Genomic DNA, 19,313 nt, shown 5'->3' on the forward strand with positions numbered 1-19,313 from the left:
GAAAAGGGATGAACATAGTAATAAGCACGTGGTAAGATAAAGGATGTAAAGTGAAATAGGAGGTAAACCTCACATGGAATATGAAAAGCAAATGAAGAACCGTGTTAAACGGATAGAGGGTCAACTACGGGGTATCTTGAAAATGATGGAAGATAATAAGGATTGTAGGGAGGTAATTACCCAATTGTCTGCTACAAGATCTGCCATAGATCGGACGATAGGTGTAATTGTAAGCTCCAATCTTGTAGAGTGTGTACGCGAAGCAAACGAGTCTGGAGACAAGAACCCTGATGATCTTGTTAAAGAAGCAGTTAATTTGTTGGTGAAAAGTCGCTGATGATTAAAGATTCTTCTTACTTTTACATGGTAGAGGCAAATCATAATATGGGTAGAGGATTACGTAGGTATCATCAATTTTCATTAATGGATTGGATCCAGCACCGCTTATATAGGGAAGCTGGATTTTTTATTTGAAATCTCGGGAAATGCAACTACATCTTGGCCAGTTAGAGCACGATATCGCTTTGTTATAAAAGGATTTGCGTGTTATTCTTAAAGGGATAAAAATTATGTGAGGGAATTGCCATGGAAATAACGCAAATTACATCCGTATTATTCGGTCTCATTCTTATTTTAAATATATTATTTGCCACGGTCGTAATATTTTTTGAAAGAAAAGAAGCAAGCAACACATGGGCCTGGCTGTTAGTCTTGTATTTCCTTCCCGTTGTTGGTTTTATTTTATATCTCCTTTTCGGGACGAGTTTGAGACATGCCCACTTGTTTCAGTGGGAGGACAAAAAGAAGATCGGGATTGAGGAAATCCTAAAAAAACAAATGATTGACCTTAGCACAGACGATTTTCCATATCGTAATAATTCATCGAGCCATTATCGTGATTTGATCTATATGCACCTTCGATATAATGATGCCGTATTAACGGAAGATAATCAGGTTGATATTTTTACGGACGGAAGAGAAAAGTTCGAACAACTTTTTAAGGATATTGAAGCGGCTGAAAATCATATACATATTCAATATTACATTATCCAAAGAGATGTTCTGGGCAAGCGGTTCATCGAGGCTTTGACCAGAAAAGCCAATGAAGGAGTGAAGGTCCGCTTATTATATGATGAATTGGGATCGAGGAAATTGACAAAAGGCTTTTTTAAGGAGTTTAGACAAGCAGGTGGGCGAGTGGAAGCGTTCTTTCCATCTAAGTTGAAATTCATAAATTTACGCTTGAATTTTCGAAATCATCGTAAACTCGTCATTATTGATGGGGAAGTCGGTTATGTTGGCGGCTTTAATGTAGGAGATGAATATTTAGGGTTGAATCCCAAATTTGGATATTGGCGTGATACACACCTTCGAATCAAGGGCCCTGCAGTTAAAGCCATCCAAACCCGTTTCATTCTGGATTGGAATCAAGCATCGAAGCATCATGACATAACCTATCAACCGCATTATTTTCCGACCCCTGTTTATCAAGGTACTACCGATTTGCAAATTGTAACCAGCGGACCCGATTCGGAATGGGAACAAATAAAGAATGGCTATATTAAATTAATTTCTTCAGCGAGACATTCAATTCTTATTCAAACACCTTACTTCATTCCGGACGCAAGCTTATTGGATGCGCTCCGAATTGCAAGTTTATCGGGTATTGATGTAAATATCATGATTCCCAATAAACCTGACCATCTTTTCGTATATTGGGCAACCCTCTATAATGTTGGAGAGTTATTAAAGGCAGGGGCTAAAGTATATATCTATGATAAGGGCTTTATCCATGCAAAAATGATTGTCGTGGATGAAGAAGTTTCTTCGGTCGGGACGGCAAACATCGATGTCCGAAGTTTTAAACTGAATTTTGAAGTGAATGCTTTCATTTATGACGAAGGAATTGCCGAAAAATTGACGAAGATTTTTTATAGGGATATAGAGGTTTCCAAACCGTTAACCATAGAAGAATTTGAAAAACGTTCTAAGTGGATTCGATTTAAGGAGTCCATCGCGAGACTGGTATCACCGATTTTATAATGTGGTGTATCGGATAAAATACATTTAGAAAAGGCGGGATATTGCGGTGAAAACTTTTATAATTACAGGGGCCTCAAGAGGTCTAGGAGCAGCTCTAGCAGAGCAGTGCTTGAGCGACGGGAATCATTGTATCTTAATTTCTCGTACCCCTCATCCTGAAATGGCTGAAAAAGCAGTTATGGCCGGAGCGAAGCTTAGTTTCATCTATATGGATCTATTCGACGGTTCACAACTTGCTCCATTAATCGATAAGATTTTTACAGAATTGGATGAAGATAGTGATGTTTATTTTATCAATAACGCAGGTGTTATTGATCCAATCAAGACAGTTGGGAATTTAGCACAAGAAAATATAGAACTCAGCCTACGTGTGAACTTCATGGCACCTGTTGTGTTGGCGGATGCATTCATCAAACGTACAAAGGAATGGAAACAAAAAAAGGTGATGGTCAATATTTCATCAGGAGCAGCCAAGAATCCTTATCATGGCTGGGCAGCCTATTGTAGTACAAAAGCGGGTCTTGAAATGTTCACCCGTGTAGCTGGACTAGAACAGGAGAAAGAAACTTATCCGACGACGCTCATATCTTTTTCACCAGGGGTGATGGATACAGGAATGCAAGAAACCATCCGTTCTGCTGATGAAAAGGACTTTTCAGACAGAACTAAATTTCATGACTATAAGGAAAAGGGGCTGTTGAGGAGCCCAGAATTCGTGGCAGAAAAACTGTTGCAATTGTTAGAGGTCAATAAGTTGGAAAATGGGAAGTTTTACGAACTCAATCAATTACTTTGATCTTTATGAATAGGTAGCAAATAAGCTCTAGGTAAAAGGGGGACCTCCATATAGAAGGTCCCTTTTGCCTTCCTTAGAACCTGATTATCCATGGAATTGTTGAAAAATCAAAGCCTCTCCTCTATGTGTGAAACTAAGCTCCTATTTACATAACAGCGTTCTAATGGGTACAAGCTACATCCCTGCTATACCCCTGTTAAAACTAATTAGATGAAATTACACATTTAGGCCATATCAATAGAATACATTAATGATAAAGGTCAAAATGAAAAGTGTAGTGACACTAGTATAACTTTACATTTACTTTTGTGAGGAGTGGAGGGTGAGATGACAATCCAGGTCGTCAAAAGAGGAGATACCTTAGAGGCCATAGCTAAAAAGTACAAGGTTGATTCTGCAAGGATAGTGGAATTGAATGGTCTGGAAACGACAGCACTGGTTCCTGGTTTAGCCCTATATATCCCCGAGACAGGAGTTAGAAACCGTACATATCTAATCAAACAGAATGACACGCTTTCAGGGATTGCAAAGAGATATATGACGAGCGTATCAGCCATTAAAAAAGCTAATCCGGGTCTATCAGCCATACTTAAGATAGGGGAAAGAATACTCGTTCCTTCCCCCTATAAGAAAAGATTGATTACGATGGGCTTTTCTTTTCCAGTTTCAAGCGGTACAGTGTTTGAAATGCTTGAGGAGAACGGGGATAAGCTAGCCTATCTGGCTATTGTAGCCTATTCATTTACGCAGGCAGGCTTTGCCTATATAGAAGGTGACGATTTACCCCTTATAGAGAAATGTGAACAAAATGGAGTGACACCTTTATTGATGATTCGGAATTTTCAGAACGGGAATTTTGATGCGGACTTGGCGGGTGATGTCCTCACCAGTTCCATTTATCGTAGAAATCTCATCACAAGTATGATGAATTTCGTGAAGGAAAAAGGGTATGGCGGAGTGAGTATGGACCTGGAATTCGTCCCTCCAGGTAAACGGGAGGAATATGTGACTTTTTTACAAGAGCTAAAAGCGGAATTGAACGGACTGACTTTACAAGTTAATGTACATGCGAAAACGGAAGATAATCCAGAAAATCGAATTGTTGGCGGACATGATTATAAGGGCATTGGAAAGGTTGCCGATTTAGTCGCCGTAATGACCATCGATTATGGTTACCCGACCGGCCCCCCAGAACCAATTTCCCCTATTTGGTGGATGACTGAGGTCATCCAGTATGCTATATCTACGATGCCTACGAATAAATTACAGGTAGCCATTCCTATGTACGGATATGGTTGGCTCGTCCCTAGCAATGAGACGAGCGCGATGTCAGCACAAAATGCCCAAAACTTAGCAATCGCAACAAATTCAGAAATTCGCTTTGATAGGAAAGCCGCCTCTCCTACTTACTCATATACACAAGAAAAATCAGAACATATCGTTTGGTTTGAAGATATTCGCTCAATAACTGCAAAATATCAAGTGATTGATGCATATGAACTGGCTGGTACCACCTATTGGCATATTGGTTTGCGTTTTCCACAAAATTGGGCATATATACAGGAGAATATTTTGATAATAAAATAGTTATACAGTTTTTTTCGATACGAATAGGGAAACGATGAGAGACAGAAATAATTTATGTAATACCACTCAAAGCATACAGAGTAATGACAGAAGTTTTTAGTAAATCATGCCCATTCATTTGCAACTTGCCATTCCTTTGCTAATATATAAGCATACAGAAAAAATAGGAGTGTTGACTGTGGCTGAAACTCCAGCAGAAACTAAGGAACTGGTTCACTATATTGAACCAAAAGGAGATTATATCTCTTTTTCAGATGAAGAGGATTATATTGCAAAAGGGGTAGAGTGGAAACTGTTCACTGCTCGATCAGTAAAAAAAGAATTACTATATAAAAGTGGAAGCTTTCAAACAAAAGTAAAGTTGGCCGGTTATGAACAATATGGAAATGGTCTGGATACTATTGTTGTCGAATTTGATAATGGCAGGCTTAGCTGTATTCATCCCGCTTATTTAAAGGAAATGCAAAGTTCGAATTTTGGGAAAGAATTATTGAGCGGTCCTGCTGCTCCAGGGTCTTTGACCGAAGTTGTACAGGATGCGAAAGGTAAGGGAACAGAGGACCCTGGAAAGAGCAGCACTGAAGCGTCGAAAGCTACACCAAAAAAGGAAAAGTCAAAGAGTAAAAAGGAACCGGCTAAACCGAAATTGGACTTACCTGCTGAAAAAGTTCATTTTACGGCAACAGTCAAAGAGTTTACAGTCAAAATGAATCATTTTACGGGTGAAGAGGATGAAGTCATCTTATTAGAAAACGTAAAAGTTACCTCGGATCCAGAACTTCTCATTGGGGATGCATGGTGTGGTTATAGCAAAACTTTAAAAAAAGCTGAACTTATAGAAGGCGACGCTCTAGAATTTGACGGAAAAGTCGTAGAGAAGAAATACAATAAGGAAATTCGTTATAAAGTGAACAACCCATCCAAACTGGTTAAAAGCACGGAAGCTTGATTCTATAATCATATTTTTTAAAAAAGTGGTAATAGGCCCTTGGTCTACTACCATTTTTTGTGTTATAAAAGATTCAAAATACGGCGTCGGATGGCCCTTTGTAAGTACAATCCCGTTTTGCTTTTATTATGATTCATTTAAATGGCTTTGGAGATAATACAACTTATGAAATCATAAAAAGTGAAGAGGGTATGCCTGATATGAAAAAATTAATGTTATTGCTTAAGCAGGGCAATAAATCAGCTTTTATTGCAGCCTGTGTTAATAGTATCATCGCCATTTTAAAGGGAATTGCCTATTTTATGACCGGAAATGTCGCGATGTTCGCCGAAACACTCCATTCTTTGGGGGATGCTGCCAATCAGTTTTTCGTTTTCATTGGTTCTGCCTTAAGTAAAAAGGCACCGACAGAGCGCTTCCCGGAAGGCTTTGGCCGTTTGGTGAACCTGGTGCTTTTAGGAGCTGTATTGATTGTTGGGATCATGTCTTATGAAACGATAAAGGAAGGCTTCAATCATATTTTGCATCCTACTGAATCAACTGGGATTGTCATTAACTTAACCGTTTTATTCGCAGCGGTTGTCCTTGAATCCTATGTCCTGTTTAAAGCAATGAAAGAAGTGGTTAAAGAAGTGAATATCGAAGCAAAGGGGGCTGCTGCGGTTATAGTTAAAAGCTTTTCGGGTTTAAGGCGTGCAAAACCAGCCACAAAACTGGTGTTTATGGAAGATATGGTAGCGACAGGTGGTGGTCTACTCGCAATCATAGCGATTTTACTGGCGAACTTCACTCCTTTTAGGCAAGCAGAAGGGATAGCTTCTGTATTCATTGGACTCGGAATGTTTTACGTAGTGGGTCGGGTATTCCTTGAAAATGCAGCAGGTGCACTAGGTGAAGCTGACGTTGATATGCGCCTGAAAATCGGAACGATGGTCATGAAAGATCCAGAAGTTCGTGATATTCAGAAACTTGCCGTTATTAAAGAAGGGGAAAACTTTCATGTGGAACTTGAGGTTGAGCTGGATGCGCATATAACGATTGCTGAAGCAGATATGATAAAGGACAGATTGATTGCAGAAATCTTCAAAGAAAGAGGAGTCACGGATGTCATTATAGAGTTCGATGAAAATGACGGTGTTGCAAATTGGCAGGAAAAGATTCATTCCAAAGTGAAGGAAGAGAAAAAGAAGAGATGAGCAAATTTTTGAGTAAGTAAGATGAGATCTTTTACCTATACAATCAGATTTCTTCCTTGGAACAGCAAGATACAGTATGCTATAGGTATCTACATAGAAAAGAGAAAGGGTGTTTATTCATGGATAACATAGACATACGATTAGTTGCACTCGATATGGATGGGACGCTTTTAAATGAAAAAGGGGAGATTTCAGAAGAAAATCGACGTACGATTAAAGAAGCAGAACAGCGGGGAGTTCATGTAATTTTGAGTACGGGAAGATCCTTTGCTACATGTAATGACTTTGCCAAGTCCATGGAACTTCAATCATACTTAATAACGGTCAATGGCAGTGAAATATACAATAACGATGGTGAATTGGTGGAAAGGCATATTGTCGATAGCGAATATGTACAATGGATGTGGGAATTAAGCCAAAAGCATGGAACCCATTTCTGGGCAACCAGCTGTGATCGTGTCTACCGGGCTGAGATGCCCGAAAAAATTAATGAATCACAATGGCTTAAATTTGGATTCGATACCAAGGACGATGCCATCCGTCAACTGATTATGGAAGAGCTTAGGACAAAAGAGAATCTTGAAATCAGTAATTCCAGCCCAACGAATATTGAAGTGAATGCTCATGGCGTAAATAAGGCAAAGGCAATTGAACGTGTTTGTTCAATGCTCGATCTTACTATGGACCAAGTCATGGCAGTAGGGGATAGTCTAAATGACCTTGCCATGATTCGAGAAGCAAAAATAGGAGTAGCTATGGGGAATGCCCAACAAATCGTTAAGGAAGAATCCGATTGGGTGACCTCGACCAATCAGGAAGATGGAGTGGCAAAAGCGATACGTAAATGGGTACTTTCTTAATAATGAAAACGATGCTGTATGTGGAATCGCCTTCCATATGCAGTTTTTTTCTACACGTTAAAATGGACAATTATTTCTTGAAAATTTTGTATTTTAGAAGTATGATACTCTTGTAGTGTAATATTTTGGTAATATATTAACATTGGGAGGTTATAATGATGAGCAAATCTATTCCTGAGCACTGGTGGAGTCAACTTTCTTTACCGGTCATATCTGCACCCATGTTTTTAATTTCTGGTCCGGATTTAGTAAAAGAGTGTTGTTTGAATGGGGTAATAGGCTCGTTTCCAGCTCCGAATGCAAGGCCTATCGAAGTCTTGGACCAATGGATGGGTGATATTAATGATACACTCATTTCGGCAAGGGACAAGGATCCAAACAGCAAAATCGCGCCGTGGGCGATGAACATGATAGTCCATAAATCCTATAGTCGCCTAGAGGAAGAATTGGAATTGGTCAAAAAGCATCAGCCTCCCATCATCATAACTTCACTCGGATCGCCAAGACATGTTGTGGATGTTGTACATAGCTATGGAGGCCTGGTTTTTTCTGATGTCAGCAGTGTGGATTTTGCAAAAAAAGCCGCTGAATCCGGCGTGGATGGTTTAATCCTTGTAGCATCAGGTGCAGGAGGACATACAGGTGAAATAAATAGCTTTGCTTTTGTGGACAGTGTCAGGACATTCTGGGATGGAATCATTCTACTCGCCGGATCAATTAGTACGGGTCATAGTATATTGGCCGCCCAGGCTGCAGGAGCTGACTTGGCTTACATGGGCACCCGTTTTATCGTGGCAAAAGAGAGCATGGCGAATGACCAATACCGTCAAATGCTTGTAGAGTCTAATCAAGATGATATTATTTTGACTGATGCATTTTCAGGTGTTAACTGCAATATGCTTAAACCAAGTATTAGAAAAGAAGGATTGGATCCAGAGCAATTAGCCAAAAAAGAAAAAGTCGATTTTGATAGCATGTCAAAATCATCGGAATCTAAAGCATGGCGTGATATCTGGTCTGCAGGTCATGGTGTCGGCGCCATAAAGCAGATTGATACAACAGCTGGTATTATCAAGCAACTCGAAAATGAGTATCGTGATTCCCTTGGAAGATTAACCGAACAGGCCGGAAAAATAAAAGGAATCATATCTAGATGAATTGAAAGCGCTTTAGCTGATTTGTGAAAGTTGTAGAGGGTCCATACTGGGCCCTCTATTTTAATTGGACATGATCCTATTGCATGAATTTGGTAGTGATTTGGAATGGATAATTTCCGAGCATTATATACAATTCTGATGATAGCTGAATAACGCAAAGCCCAAAATCCTATCCATGACCACATTCAGGAAAATCGTTATCATTTTGAATTCTAACGATTAAAAGGTTGAAAAATAACATAAGAAATGGTATATTACTCGCAGATAATGACCGAATGAATGAATTGGTCAGTACTTCTTGGAGGAGGATTTGAAAATCATGTTTAAATCGTTAAAGGGTGAATTTTTGGCGATTATAAAGAATCCTATAATACTAATCTCAATCATAGGGATCATCAGTATTCCCCTTCTTTATAGCGGAACGTTTTTGTGGGCATTTTGGGATCCATACGGAAAGGTTGACCAACTGCCGGTCGCCATTGTCAATAATGACGTTGGGGCTGAATTTAATGAAGAGGAACTCACCATTGGAAAAGATTTAGTGGGAGAGTTGAAGGAAAAGAAAGACTTTGATTGGCATTTTGTTAGTCAAAAAGAAGCGGATCAAGGACTGAAAAATCTGGACTATTATATGAAAATAGAAATTCCAGAGGATTTCTCTAAGAATGCAACCACTTTGCAAGATGATGAACCGGAAAAATTGGATTTGATTTACACATCTAATGAAGGCTATAACTACATTTCCACTAAGATTGGTGATGCCGCATCCGAAAAAATTAAGGCTGAGGTTTCTTCAGCAGTTACGAAAACTTATGCGGAGTCGATGTTCGATAGTTTGCAAGATGTTGCCAGCGGCCTTAAAGATGCTAGCGATGGAGCAGGTGAGCTGAAGGATGGTACGGATAGTGTGAAAGACGGAACAAAAGAACTAGGTACCGGAATTAACTCTGCCAAAGAAGGCGCAGAGAAAGTGGATGAAGGAATTAGTTCTGTTCAGTCAGGATCGGTTGAAATCCAAAATAACCTTGAAAAGTTGGCCGAAAAATCGGTGACCTTCTCGAATGGTGTCGGTTCAGCAGCGAGTGGCTCAAAAGAGCTAAACCAAGGATTACAGCAATTCAGTTCTGGTTTCGGGCAAATGAAAGCAGGACAAACGGAACTTTTAGAGGGAGCAAAGAAATCTGAAGCAGGAACGGGTACGTTAGCAACAGGGTTGCAACAATCCTTGGAAGGTTTCAATCAGATTGAAGGAAAACTTCCAACTCTGTCTGAAGGAGCTAATGGTGTAGCGGCGGGTGCAAGTCAACTTTCATCTTCATTGAACGATTGGAGTGCTGCTGCCAGTGAAGCAAAAACAGGTGCGGCTCAAGTTTCTGCGGGGCTCGATGAAGTTATTTCCGGATTGAAACAACAATCTCAGGCTTCGGAAGACCCAGCTGAAAAAGCGCGTTTGGAAGGTCTTATTACATCATTGACTAAAATTAATGAGGGAAGCAAGGGAGTTTCCGAGGGAGTAGGTAAACTTTCAGCTAGTGCTTCTGAAATTTCCAAAGGCAGTACAAGTCTTAGCGATGGTGCCAGTCAAGTTGGAAAAGGAACGGACGCGCTTAGTGATGGTTTCAGCCAATTGTCCGAAGCACAAGGAAAACTGGCTAGTGGAGCAAGTGAACTAGAAAGTGGACAGGGACAATTGGTAGCCGGTTTAACGACATTCGGTGAAAGCATAGATACGGCTCAGAATGGACTTGGTCAATTAACGGAAGGCAGCAATAATTTGGTCACGGGACTTGACCAATTAGAAGATGGTTCCAAGCAATTATCTAGTGGAACTTCCCAACTTTCAGAAGGATCGAAAAGTCTGGTTGCTGGAACAGATAAATTGAAAGACGGATCATCGAGCCTGACCAATGGAATGGGAGAATTGGCCAATGGAGCCATTAAGCTTGAAGATGGCGTTGCCAAACTCTCGGATGGATCAAAAGAATTACATGATGAGTTGAAAGATGGAGCGGAGGATGCAAGTGACATCAAAGCGGATGATGATGTCTATGATATGTTTGCAAGTCCGGTTAAAGTCGATAAAATGCCAATAAATAATGTACCGAATTATGGTACAAGTTTTGCACCATATTTGGTTTCATTGAGCTTGTTTATTGGAGCAATCGTATTGACGATTATTTTCCCGTTGAGGGATCCAGCCGTCATTCCTAAAAATGGGTTCGGTTGGTTTATCAGTAAATATAGTGTCATGGCTCTAGTCGGGCTAGGTCAAGCCATTTTGGTGGATACGATATTGATATTAGGCTTAGAAATTGAAGTTACAAGCATCCCGCTATTCTTCATGATTAGCATTATGGCCAGCTTCACTTTTATGGCGATCATCCAGTTCCTAGGTGCAGCTTTCGATAACCCGGGGCGTTTTATAGCCTTGCTTATTTTGATTCTTCAGCTGACTAGTAGCGGGGGGACTTTCCCGAATGAATTGGTGCCTAATTTCTTGCAACACTTTACACCATTCTTACCGATGACTTATTCAATTAATGCTTTTAGAGCGGTTATCTCCACAGGCGATTATGGTTTCATGTGGCATAATCTTGGCACTTTGGCGATTTTCTTGGTAGTGGCTTTGATTCTATCTATCGTTTACTACAGCTTAAGGTTCAAAAAGCAAAAAAATGCATTAGCTAAAGAAGAAGAGTTAGCGGTATAAGGGAAGGCGGACTCAATCTGAGTCCGCTATTTTTTTGAATGGGTGTAGGTGATAACAACGACAATATGGTGAGCCAGTCTCATTCGTTATATCGTTTTAAAGAGTGTTGGCTTTTTTTGCAGAACGGAATACACGTGGAAAAGCAGGAAAATTCACTGGGGATTTTCCTGCTTTTTTTATACATGAGATTTTTGAGAAGAAGGCGAATATTTTCTCATTGGTTTTTTAGCGATAACATCCTTTAAATAAGGAAGGCCTAATGGATTTGATTTTTGCAACAATTGCATTAAGTATGAAATGTCATCCATGGCTCGATGTGTTTGAAAGTTAGTGATGTCATGGGCTTGAAGCAGGGTTAATAGTTTACTATTTAGGAAACCATATTGTTTCCAAGGGACATTTCGCATTGTACAAAACCACTTATGATCATTGATTTCCGGATACATCTGGTAGAGAAAACTGCGGTCAAAGGAGGCGTTATGGGCGAAAATGGAATCGGCACGGTTTATATATGATTTGATTTTTTCATCATGAAAACTTTTCCCCTCTACAGAACTATAGGATATTCCATGAACTCTGTATGCTTGACCGTAATTCCGTTTTGCTTGATATGAGAGTGGTTCTCTTAAAAATGAATCTTGTTCAATTAGACTTAAAATATTTCCAGTCTCGCTGTTATAGGTGAAAAGGATTAAAGCGAGTTCGATAATTTCATCCGATCCCGGTCGCAATCCTGTCGTCTCAACATCCAGAACTAAACCTACTCTATTAGACAATTACTTTTCCTCCAATGTATACTACTATCTGAAATTTTTTATTTAGCGAACGGAGTATAATATCAGCCGTTAAAGACTAGTATAATATAAAAGTTTAAAAAAAGATGCAAACAATGAAAGGAGCCATCTATACATTCAGGGGGATTTTTATTAAAGCCAAAGGGTAAAGAAAAAAATGCAGCGAATAAGCTGCATTTTTTCTTATTTTCCGATGAATTGCTGCGTCCAATAACGGCTGTAGGTTCCGCCTTGAACATATCCAACTCCAATATGCGTATAATTCCCATTCAAAATGTTGGCTTTATGTCCGGGACTATTCATCCATGATTTCATCACTGCAGATGCACTTGTTTGGCCAGCTGCAATATTTTCCCCTGCATATGTATAACCAATACCAAAGGACTTCATCATGTCGAAAGGGGAACCATAGGTAGGACTTGTATGGCTGAAGTAATGATTGTCACGCATATCCCCTGATTTTGTTTTTGCAACATTTGAGAGCTCTTGATCCAATTCCAAGTCTTTCAGTCCAGCTTTTGAACGTTCAGAATTTACTAGGTCAAGAACTTGTTGTTCAACTGAAGAGTTACTTTCGTGGGTTGTTTCATTTTTGGTGGTGGGTATGGAGATAGCCTGGCCAATTTTAATTTGATTAGGATCATCTAAAATAGGATTCGCCATAAGCAAATCGGAAAGGCTGATACTATGTTCAGTAGCAATCTTCGTTAAAGTATCTCCATTATTCACTGTATAGGAATTGGACCCTAAAGCCACAGTTGGGAAAAGTAGCGATAAAGTTAGTACAGACGGTAAAATTATTATCTTCATTGAACTTCCTCCTTTTACAAAATTCAGTAATGAAAATCTAGTATGCTATAAAATTAGGATAACGCAAACTGGTTAATTTTTGAAAAGGGGAAAACCAGGATGAAAGAATTAGCTCTATCTAAAAAGAAAGTAGGTACATACTATCTTGATTTGGATGGCGTAATGGTATAGCTAGTCCATTGTCTCCGTATGATATCCATCAATATTTGTTCGGAAAGAATTATTTTTTTGTTTGCATTTTACCATGATAAGGGTAAAGAAGGATTAGTTTATAAGACTCTATTGTATAGATATAGAACTAAAACAAGTACAAATCGTACATTAATAGGAAGGTGAAGGTAAGGATGGATTTGAAATCCGGAAAGTTATATTGGAATGAGACTTACCATGAAGAAATGAAATATCCAATATTGGAAGAAGACATTATGTGTGACGTTTGCATAGTGGGATCTGGTTCGTCCGGAGCACATTGTGCTTATTTTTTCGCTGAGACGGGACTTAATGTGGTTCTTGTAGATAAGAGGGACTTAAGTACAGGCAGTACGGTGGCTAACACGGGTCTTTTACAATATTCAAATGATAAATCCTTAACTTCTCTGATTCATAGTTTTGGAGAAGAAGCTGGTACTCGACATGTCCAGCTCTGCTTGGAAGCCATATGTACGCTTGAAAAAAAGGTTGTCCCAAGCTTAGCTGATGACTCAGACTTTAAGATTAGAAAGAGTTTGTATTATGCTTCTAATCCAGAGGATGTTTCTATGTTGAAAGAAGAGTATCAGAACCTTCAAAACCGCAACTTTCCAGTAGAATATTATTCGGAAAACGAAATAGGAAAACATTTTTCCTTTTTTAAAGCAGGGGCGCTTGTCACAGGGAATGACGCCGAAATAAATCCCTATAAGCATGCTCATTTATTACTGAAAAAGGCTTATCAACAAGGTGTGCGTATATTTTCCAATACGAAAATCAATGGAAAAATCTTAAAAGATGATCATACGGAGTTAATCACCGATACAGGTCATTCTATCCGTGCACATCATGTTATTTTTGCCACAGGCTATGAAGCCCAAGAAGAAGTGAATGATCCGAATGCTATGATTCTCAGTTCCTATGCCATTGCAACGAATCAGATTGCGAATCTTGCCAAATGGGATGAAGGAATGATGATTTGGGAAACGGCAAGGCCTTATTTATATGCAAGGAAAACGGTTGATAACCGGATCATCATAGGTGGATTAGACGAAAGAACAACCTATTCCGAGAAGAGAGATTCAAAAATCATACATAAGCGGGATGAATTGTTGAGTCAACTTGTCTGTTTATTCCCAGAATTGGAGGGCGTGGTCCAAGCAGATTATTATTGGGGTGCATTCTTTGGTGAGTCACATGATGGTTTACCAACCATTGGGATCTATCCGAATTACCCTAACTGCTATTTCTTAATGGGGTATGGTGGAAATGGTACAGTTTATAGTGTCATTCTCTCACAAATCATTAGAGATTTGATAACAAAGAATTGCCATCCCGATTCAAACCTATACTTAAAGGAAAGGTCTCTTATGAAAGGAACTGTCGGTTAAACAGGAAACACGCCCTAGAGTATAGAATAATAGAGGAAAGGATGATTACTGGGGGTAAAAGGAATGAAGTTTCCTGAATTAGAGACGGATAGGCTGTATTTGATAGAAATAGGTAAGCAGCATGCAGAAAGTCTGTTTGATATCCTTTCAAGGGAAGAGGTAACCCGGTATGGGGGCATTGAAACATTGCTTCGCTTAGAAGAGTCACAGAGGATTATTCATTCTTTTAGAAGCTCATACATTAATGAAAGAGGAATCCAATGGGGAATGGTCTTAAAAGATACAGGAAGGTTCATTGGGACGGTAGGTTTAAATCATTTGAATAAGTCTAATAAAAGGGCAGAAATAGGTTACGAAGTTCACCCTGATTATCGGCGAAAGTACTATACGTGGGAAGCGGTCAGAGAAGTATTGAGATTCTCTTTTCATGAACTTGAGTTGCATCGCATTGCCGCGATGGCTTTTCCGCATAACATGCCTTCGACTAACTTATTGAAAAAAGTTGGATTTCAGGAAGAAGGAACGCTTAGAAATTATCTATATTTTAATAAAGAATCTCAAGATGTCCGGATCTTTTCGTTATTGAATAGTGAATATAGTGCATTGAATTCTGGCTCATTGCCCCCCGCTTTCTATAGGGACTAAAACAGAGAGTTTTGTTTAGTGCATCAGAGAAAATGCCCAATCATGGGCTTTTTTTGTGCCTGATATGTGAACATTTATAGATGAACGTCCAAAGTTCCATCCATTCATCATTTTGTTAGAATCATAAACCATCCAGCCATTTGAATCCAGATTATCCGGGAACTTAGTCCATTTTTAAAGCCGTATATATTTAAAAATGTAGTATAAGGGGTACAAAATAGATTATTTAATTTTGTAATATTTTGAAGGGTTTAGCAAATTATGGTCGAATATAATAATATTATCCTTTTGCGAGGTTTGAAAGGAAGGTGGTTTTAAGCTATTAAACTGCTGTTTTTTGGGTTTTCCGAGGAAAAGGGCAAAACGAGTGTAATCGGTTTGCTGACTAAGTGTAATGATGAACGCTAAACTTCTAACTAATCCTCGCAGAAAATTTCCGGAATGAAATAAGCCGGCAGTTGATAGAGTAGAAATGGGAGGGGCCTGAGCTTGGGTGACTCCACAATTAAATCTTACAGAGGGGGAAATTATTTGAAAAAGTCTAAATTTTCAGTACTATCATTGTTTTTAGCCATGATACTGGTACTGGCCGCGTGTAATGGAGGATCGAAGGAAACTTCGAATGAAAAAGAGGAAGGCACAAATAAATCCACTGAACCAAAGGTGTTAAATCTGAATAACTCATCCGAACCTGGTTCACTACATCCTGCTAAAGCACAAGGAACTCATGATTCTTGGATTCTGAATCATACTTTCGAGGGGTTGACTAAGAAGACCGAGGAAGGCGAAATCGTTCCAGCGGTTGCAGAATCATGGGAGACTAGTGAAGATGGTAAAACTTTGACATTTAAATTAAAAGATGGTTTAAAGTGGTCGAATGGAGATCCCATTACCGCCAATGACTTTGAATATGCATGGAAATATGCTTTGAATCCTGACACTGCGGCTGACTATGCTTACCAACTTTATTATCTTAAAGGGGGAGAAGCGTACAACGCGAAAAAAGGCAAGGAAGAGGATGTTGGTGTAAAGGCTACGGATGATCTTACATTAGAAGTTACATTAGAAGAGCCTACTCCATATTTCTTGGACTTAACATCATTCTATGCATTTTTCCCAATCAATAAAAAAGTCCAAGAAGAAAATCCTGAATGGGCTCAAGAGGGAGAGACGCATGTTTCGAACGGACCATTCAAATTAACAGAATGGAAACATAAAGAGAGCATTAAAATCGAGAAGAACGAAAATTATTATGATAAAGATCAAGTTAAATTGGATGCTGTAAATTTCGCTCTAATTGAAGACGAAAATACAGCATGGCAAATGTATGAGAATGGTGAACTTGACCTGGCATATCCATTACCAGTGGACAAACAAGGCCAGCTGGTTAACTCTGGAGATAAAGAATTCCAAAATGGTCCAGAACTTGCCGTTTACTATTACAACTTAAATACTAAAGTGAAACCATTCAATAATATTAAAGTCAGAAAAGCTTTATCCATGGCCATTGACCGTAAAATGATCACGGATAATGTTACTCAAGGTGGCCAACAGCCAGCCTATGGTATCGTTCCTCCTGGTATTCCTGATGCCACTGGTGATTTCCAGGAAAATACAGGAAACCTTTTTGAAGAAAATGTAGATGAAGCTAAAAAGTTATTAAAAGAGGGCCTTGCAGAAGAGGGTATGAAAAAAATGCCTGATTTCTCCATTTTATTTAACACATTAGATGCCCATAAGAAAATTGCCGAAGCTGTACAAGAAATGTGGCGTAAAAATTTAGGTGTTGAAGTCAAATTGGAAAATGCTGAATTCCAGGTTAAATTAGACCGTGAAAAAGCGGGAGATTTCCAAATTTCACGTGCTGGCTGGGTTGGTGATTATGTCGATCCAATGACATTCATGCTTTGGGAGACTGATGGCGCTTATAATGATGCCGATTGGTCTAACAAGGAATACGACAAGTATCTTAAGGAATCAAAAACTGCATTGAAACCGGAAGATCGCATGCCTATTCTACACAAGGCTGAAAAAGTATTAATTGATGAAATGCCGATTATCCCGATTTACTTCTATACTAAACCATACATGGTTAAATCGAATGTTACAGGAATTTATGCACCAATCAACGAATATCCAAACTTTATTTACGCAGACAAAAAATAAAGGCACGATAGTGATGGGAGGTATGTCCTTATTCGGACATACCCCATTTTTCAGTTGAAAATTTCATGAATTCATTTCTGCTTTAAACTTCTATGAAAACGAGAATTGAGGTGATTACCATGTTGAGATATACGATGAATCGATTAAAATGGGCAATTATAACTTTATGGGCGGTCATTACAATCACTTTTATCATTATGCATTCCATACCAGGAAATCCTTTTGCTAAAGAAGGGACAATGCCTCCTGCAGTATATGAAAATCTACAAGCCCATTATGGATTAGACAAACCACTATTAGCCCAATATGGAAATTATTTATTGGAAGTGCTTCGGTTTGATTTTGGTCCTTCCTTAAAATCTTCATCCATTTCCGTGAATGACTATATTGTGAACGGGTTCCCAGTATCTTTACATTTAGGTGCGCAAGCGTTGGCCATTGCCGTTTTCTTTGGTCTGATTCTAGGTGTAGTGGCTTCCTTATATCGAAATAAAATACCTGATTATCTATCAATGATCATTGCGATTGTTGGTATATCAGTGCCGAACTTTATCTTAGCTACAGTGCTGATTAATTATCTCGCTATAGAATTCAAAGTGTTTCCAGTTGCTACATGGGCGACTTGGAAACATACGATTTTACCTTCTATCGCCCTGTCCATGATGCCACTGGCCTTTATTGCAAGGTTAATGCGGACGAGCATGCTGGAAGTCATGGGTCAGGACTACATATTGACCGCTAAGGCCAAAGGCTTGAAAAGAAGTAGCATTATTATCAAACATGCGATTCGAAATGCCATCTTACCTGTCATTACGATTCTTGGCATTTTGACGGCCAACATTGTAACGGGAAGTTTCATTATTGAGCGCATTTTTGGAATTCCGGGGATGGGAGAGATGTTTGTAAAAGGAATCTTCAATCGGGATTACCCGGTTATTCTTGGTTCCACAATAGTGTATAGTGCAGTGCTTGTCATATTGATTTTCATAGTGGATGTAGCCTATACGTTGATTGACCCGAGAATTAAAGTGACGGGGGAGAGTAAATAATGGCAGAAAAAGTGCATTTAACCGAAGAAATGTTCTCGCCCGCAGAAGATAATTTTAAGGAAGCGGAAAAAATATCAAGGCCAACCATATCATTTTGGTCTGATGTATGGCGAAGGTTTAAGCAAAATAAGCTGGCCATGGCAGGTTTTGTTCTTATTGTCCTATTAGTGTTTATGGCTATTTTCGGGCCCTACATGAATGGATATTCATATTACGAACAAGATTTTGCAAAAAAGAATCTTAGACCAAACGCTGAACATTGGTTCGGTACGGATACAGCCGGAAGAGATTTATTTACGAGAGCCTGGTATGGGGCGAGGATATCCTTATTTATAGGATTGATGGCTGCTCTTATCGATTTTATAATCGGTGTCATTTATGGTGGGATTTCAGCTATACGTGGTGGGCGCACGGATAATTTAATGATGCGGTTTGCCGAAGTCATCTATGCCATTCCATATTTACTGATGGTCATTCTAATGATGGTAGTTTTAGATCCTGGTATATTACCAATTATCATCGCAATGACGATCACAGGCTGGATCCCAATGGCTCGATTGGTCCGGGGCCAGGTATTACAGCTAAAGGAAAATGAATATGTCCATGCAGCCACTATCTCTGGTGCCAATACGAATTGGACATTAAGGAAACATATGATTCCCAATACAATGGGACCTATTTTAGTAAATTTAACATTGACCGTTCCTACTGCAATTTTTGCCGAGGCGACGTTGAGCTTTTTAGGTCTAGGTGTGCCAGCTCCTCAAGCTAGTTGGGGTACCCTTACAAGTGATGCTTTGGGAAGTATTTTAGTCGGTAATTTCTATCAGCTTTTAATCCCAGCCATCCTTATTTCGGTGACGATGTTTGCCTTCAATGTAGTGGGTGATGGGCTTCAGGATGCACTGGATCCAAAGCTTAGAAAATAATAGAGTCCTAATCATAAAGATATTGAAACTAGAATAGGAGGG

16 protein-coding genes are annotated in these 19,313 nt (G+C 39.2%); 14 read left to right on the forward strand and 2 right to left on the reverse strand.

What is annotated here, in order from left to right; genetic code table 11:
* Positions 1–73: 73 nt before the first annotated feature.
* The 9 genes from ACIQXH_RS06220 (at position 74) to ACIQXH_RS06260 (ending at position 11,298) form a co-directional block, all read left to right on the forward strand.
* Complete coding sequence (locus tag ACIQXH_RS06220) at positions 74–337, forward strand: metal-sensitive transcriptional regulator (protein WP_402868692.1); 264 nt, start codon at positions 74–76, stop codon at positions 335–337.
* Positions 338–585: 248 nt separating this feature from the next.
* Positions 586–2,043, forward strand: a complete 1,458-nt coding sequence (gene cls, locus ACIQXH_RS06225; RefSeq protein ID WP_402868691.1) for a cardiolipin synthase — start codon at positions 586–588, stop codon at positions 2,041–2,043.
* Between the two features lie 46 nt (positions 2,044–2,089).
* Positions 2,090–2,839 (forward strand): (S)-benzoin forming benzil reductase, encoded by a 750-nt coding sequence (locus ACIQXH_RS06230; RefSeq protein ID WP_402958719.1) that lies wholly within the window; start codon positions 2,090–2,092, stop codon positions 2,837–2,839.
* Positions 2,840–3,166: 327 nt separating this feature from the next.
* Positions 3,167–4,426: a glycoside hydrolase family 18 protein gene (locus tag ACIQXH_RS06235; RefSeq protein WP_403122741.1), complete on the forward strand. Its 1,260-nt coding sequence runs from the start codon at positions 3,167–3,169 to the stop codon at positions 4,424–4,426.
* Between the two features lie 178 nt (positions 4,427–4,604).
* The gene (locus ACIQXH_RS06240) at positions 4,605–5,375 is read left to right on the forward strand and encodes a hypothetical protein (protein ID WP_403122743.1); all 771 of its coding nucleotides are present in this window, start codon (positions 4,605–4,607) and stop codon (positions 5,373–5,375) included.
* A 200-nt stretch (positions 5,376–5,575) separates the two neighbouring features.
* Positions 5,576–6,571, forward strand: coding sequence for a cation diffusion facilitator family transporter (locus ACIQXH_RS06245; RefSeq protein ID WP_403122746.1), 996 nt, complete (start codon positions 5,576–5,578; stop codon positions 6,569–6,571).
* 119 nt (positions 6,572–6,690) lie between these two features.
* On the forward strand, positions 6,691–7,431 hold the full coding sequence (locus ACIQXH_RS06250; RefSeq protein ID WP_402868682.1) for a Cof-type HAD-IIB family hydrolase: 741 nt from the start codon (positions 6,691–6,693) through the stop codon (positions 7,429–7,431).
* Between the two features lie 158 nt (positions 7,432–7,589).
* Positions 7,590–8,588, forward strand: coding sequence for an NAD(P)H-dependent flavin oxidoreductase (locus ACIQXH_RS06255; RefSeq protein WP_403122749.1), 999 nt, complete (start codon positions 7,590–7,592; stop codon positions 8,586–8,588).
* A 319-nt stretch (positions 8,589–8,907) separates the two neighbouring features.
* On the forward strand, positions 8,908–11,298 hold the full coding sequence (locus tag ACIQXH_RS06260) for a YhgE/Pip family protein (protein WP_402868678.1): 2,391 nt from the start codon (positions 8,908–8,910) through the stop codon (positions 11,296–11,298).
* A gap of 176 nt (positions 11,299–11,474) precedes the next feature.
* Here the strand turns inward: ACIQXH_RS06260 and ACIQXH_RS06265 are convergent, their stop codons facing one another.
* Complete coding sequence (locus ACIQXH_RS06265) at positions 11,475–12,074, reverse strand: exonuclease domain-containing protein (protein ID WP_402868676.1); 600 nt, start codon at positions 12,072–12,074, stop codon at positions 11,475–11,477.
* Positions 12,075–12,275: 201 nt separating this feature from the next.
* Positions 12,276–12,902, reverse strand: coding sequence for a CAP domain-containing protein (locus tag ACIQXH_RS06270; RefSeq protein WP_402958731.1), 627 nt, complete (start codon positions 12,900–12,902; stop codon positions 12,276–12,278).
* 344 nt (positions 12,903–13,246) lie between these two features.
* Between ACIQXH_RS06270 and ACIQXH_RS06275 the strand changes: the two genes are divergently transcribed.
* The 5 genes from ACIQXH_RS06275 to ACIQXH_RS06295 all read left to right on the forward strand — a co-directional run bounded on the left by ACIQXH_RS06275 (position 13,247) and on the right by ACIQXH_RS06295 (position 19,271).
* On the forward strand, positions 13,247–14,482 hold the full coding sequence (locus ACIQXH_RS06275) for an NAD(P)/FAD-dependent oxidoreductase (RefSeq protein WP_403122751.1): 1,236 nt from the start codon (positions 13,247–13,249) through the stop codon (positions 14,480–14,482).
* A gap of 63 nt (positions 14,483–14,545) precedes the next feature.
* Entirely contained in the window at positions 14,546–15,127 is a 582-nt protein-coding gene (locus tag ACIQXH_RS06280; RefSeq protein ID WP_402868670.1) for a GNAT family N-acetyltransferase, read from the forward strand.
* Between the two features lie 531 nt (positions 15,128–15,658).
* Positions 15,659–17,293 (forward strand): peptide ABC transporter substrate-binding protein, encoded by a 1,635-nt coding sequence (locus tag ACIQXH_RS06285; RefSeq protein WP_402868668.1) that lies wholly within the window; start codon positions 15,659–15,661, stop codon positions 17,291–17,293.
* Positions 17,294–17,412: 119 nt separating this feature from the next.
* Positions 17,413–18,342 carry an ABC transporter permease gene (locus tag ACIQXH_RS06290; RefSeq protein WP_402869855.1) on the forward strand — a complete coding sequence of 310 codons (930 nt, stop codon included), beginning with the start codon at positions 17,413–17,415 and terminating at the stop codon, positions 18,340–18,342.
* Complete coding sequence (locus tag ACIQXH_RS06295; protein WP_402868667.1) at positions 18,342–19,271, forward strand: ABC transporter permease; 930 nt, start codon at positions 18,342–18,344, stop codon at positions 19,269–19,271. The genes ACIQXH_RS06290 and ACIQXH_RS06295 overlap by 1 nt, the downstream gene beginning before the upstream one ends.
* The last annotated feature ends 42 nt before the right edge of the window (positions 19,272–19,313 follow it).

It is taken from the genome of Peribacillus sp. NPDC097225 (assembly GCF_044761955.1).
In the GTDB taxonomy this organism is placed as follows: Bacteria; Bacillota; Bacilli; order Bacillales; family DSM-1321; genus Peribacillus.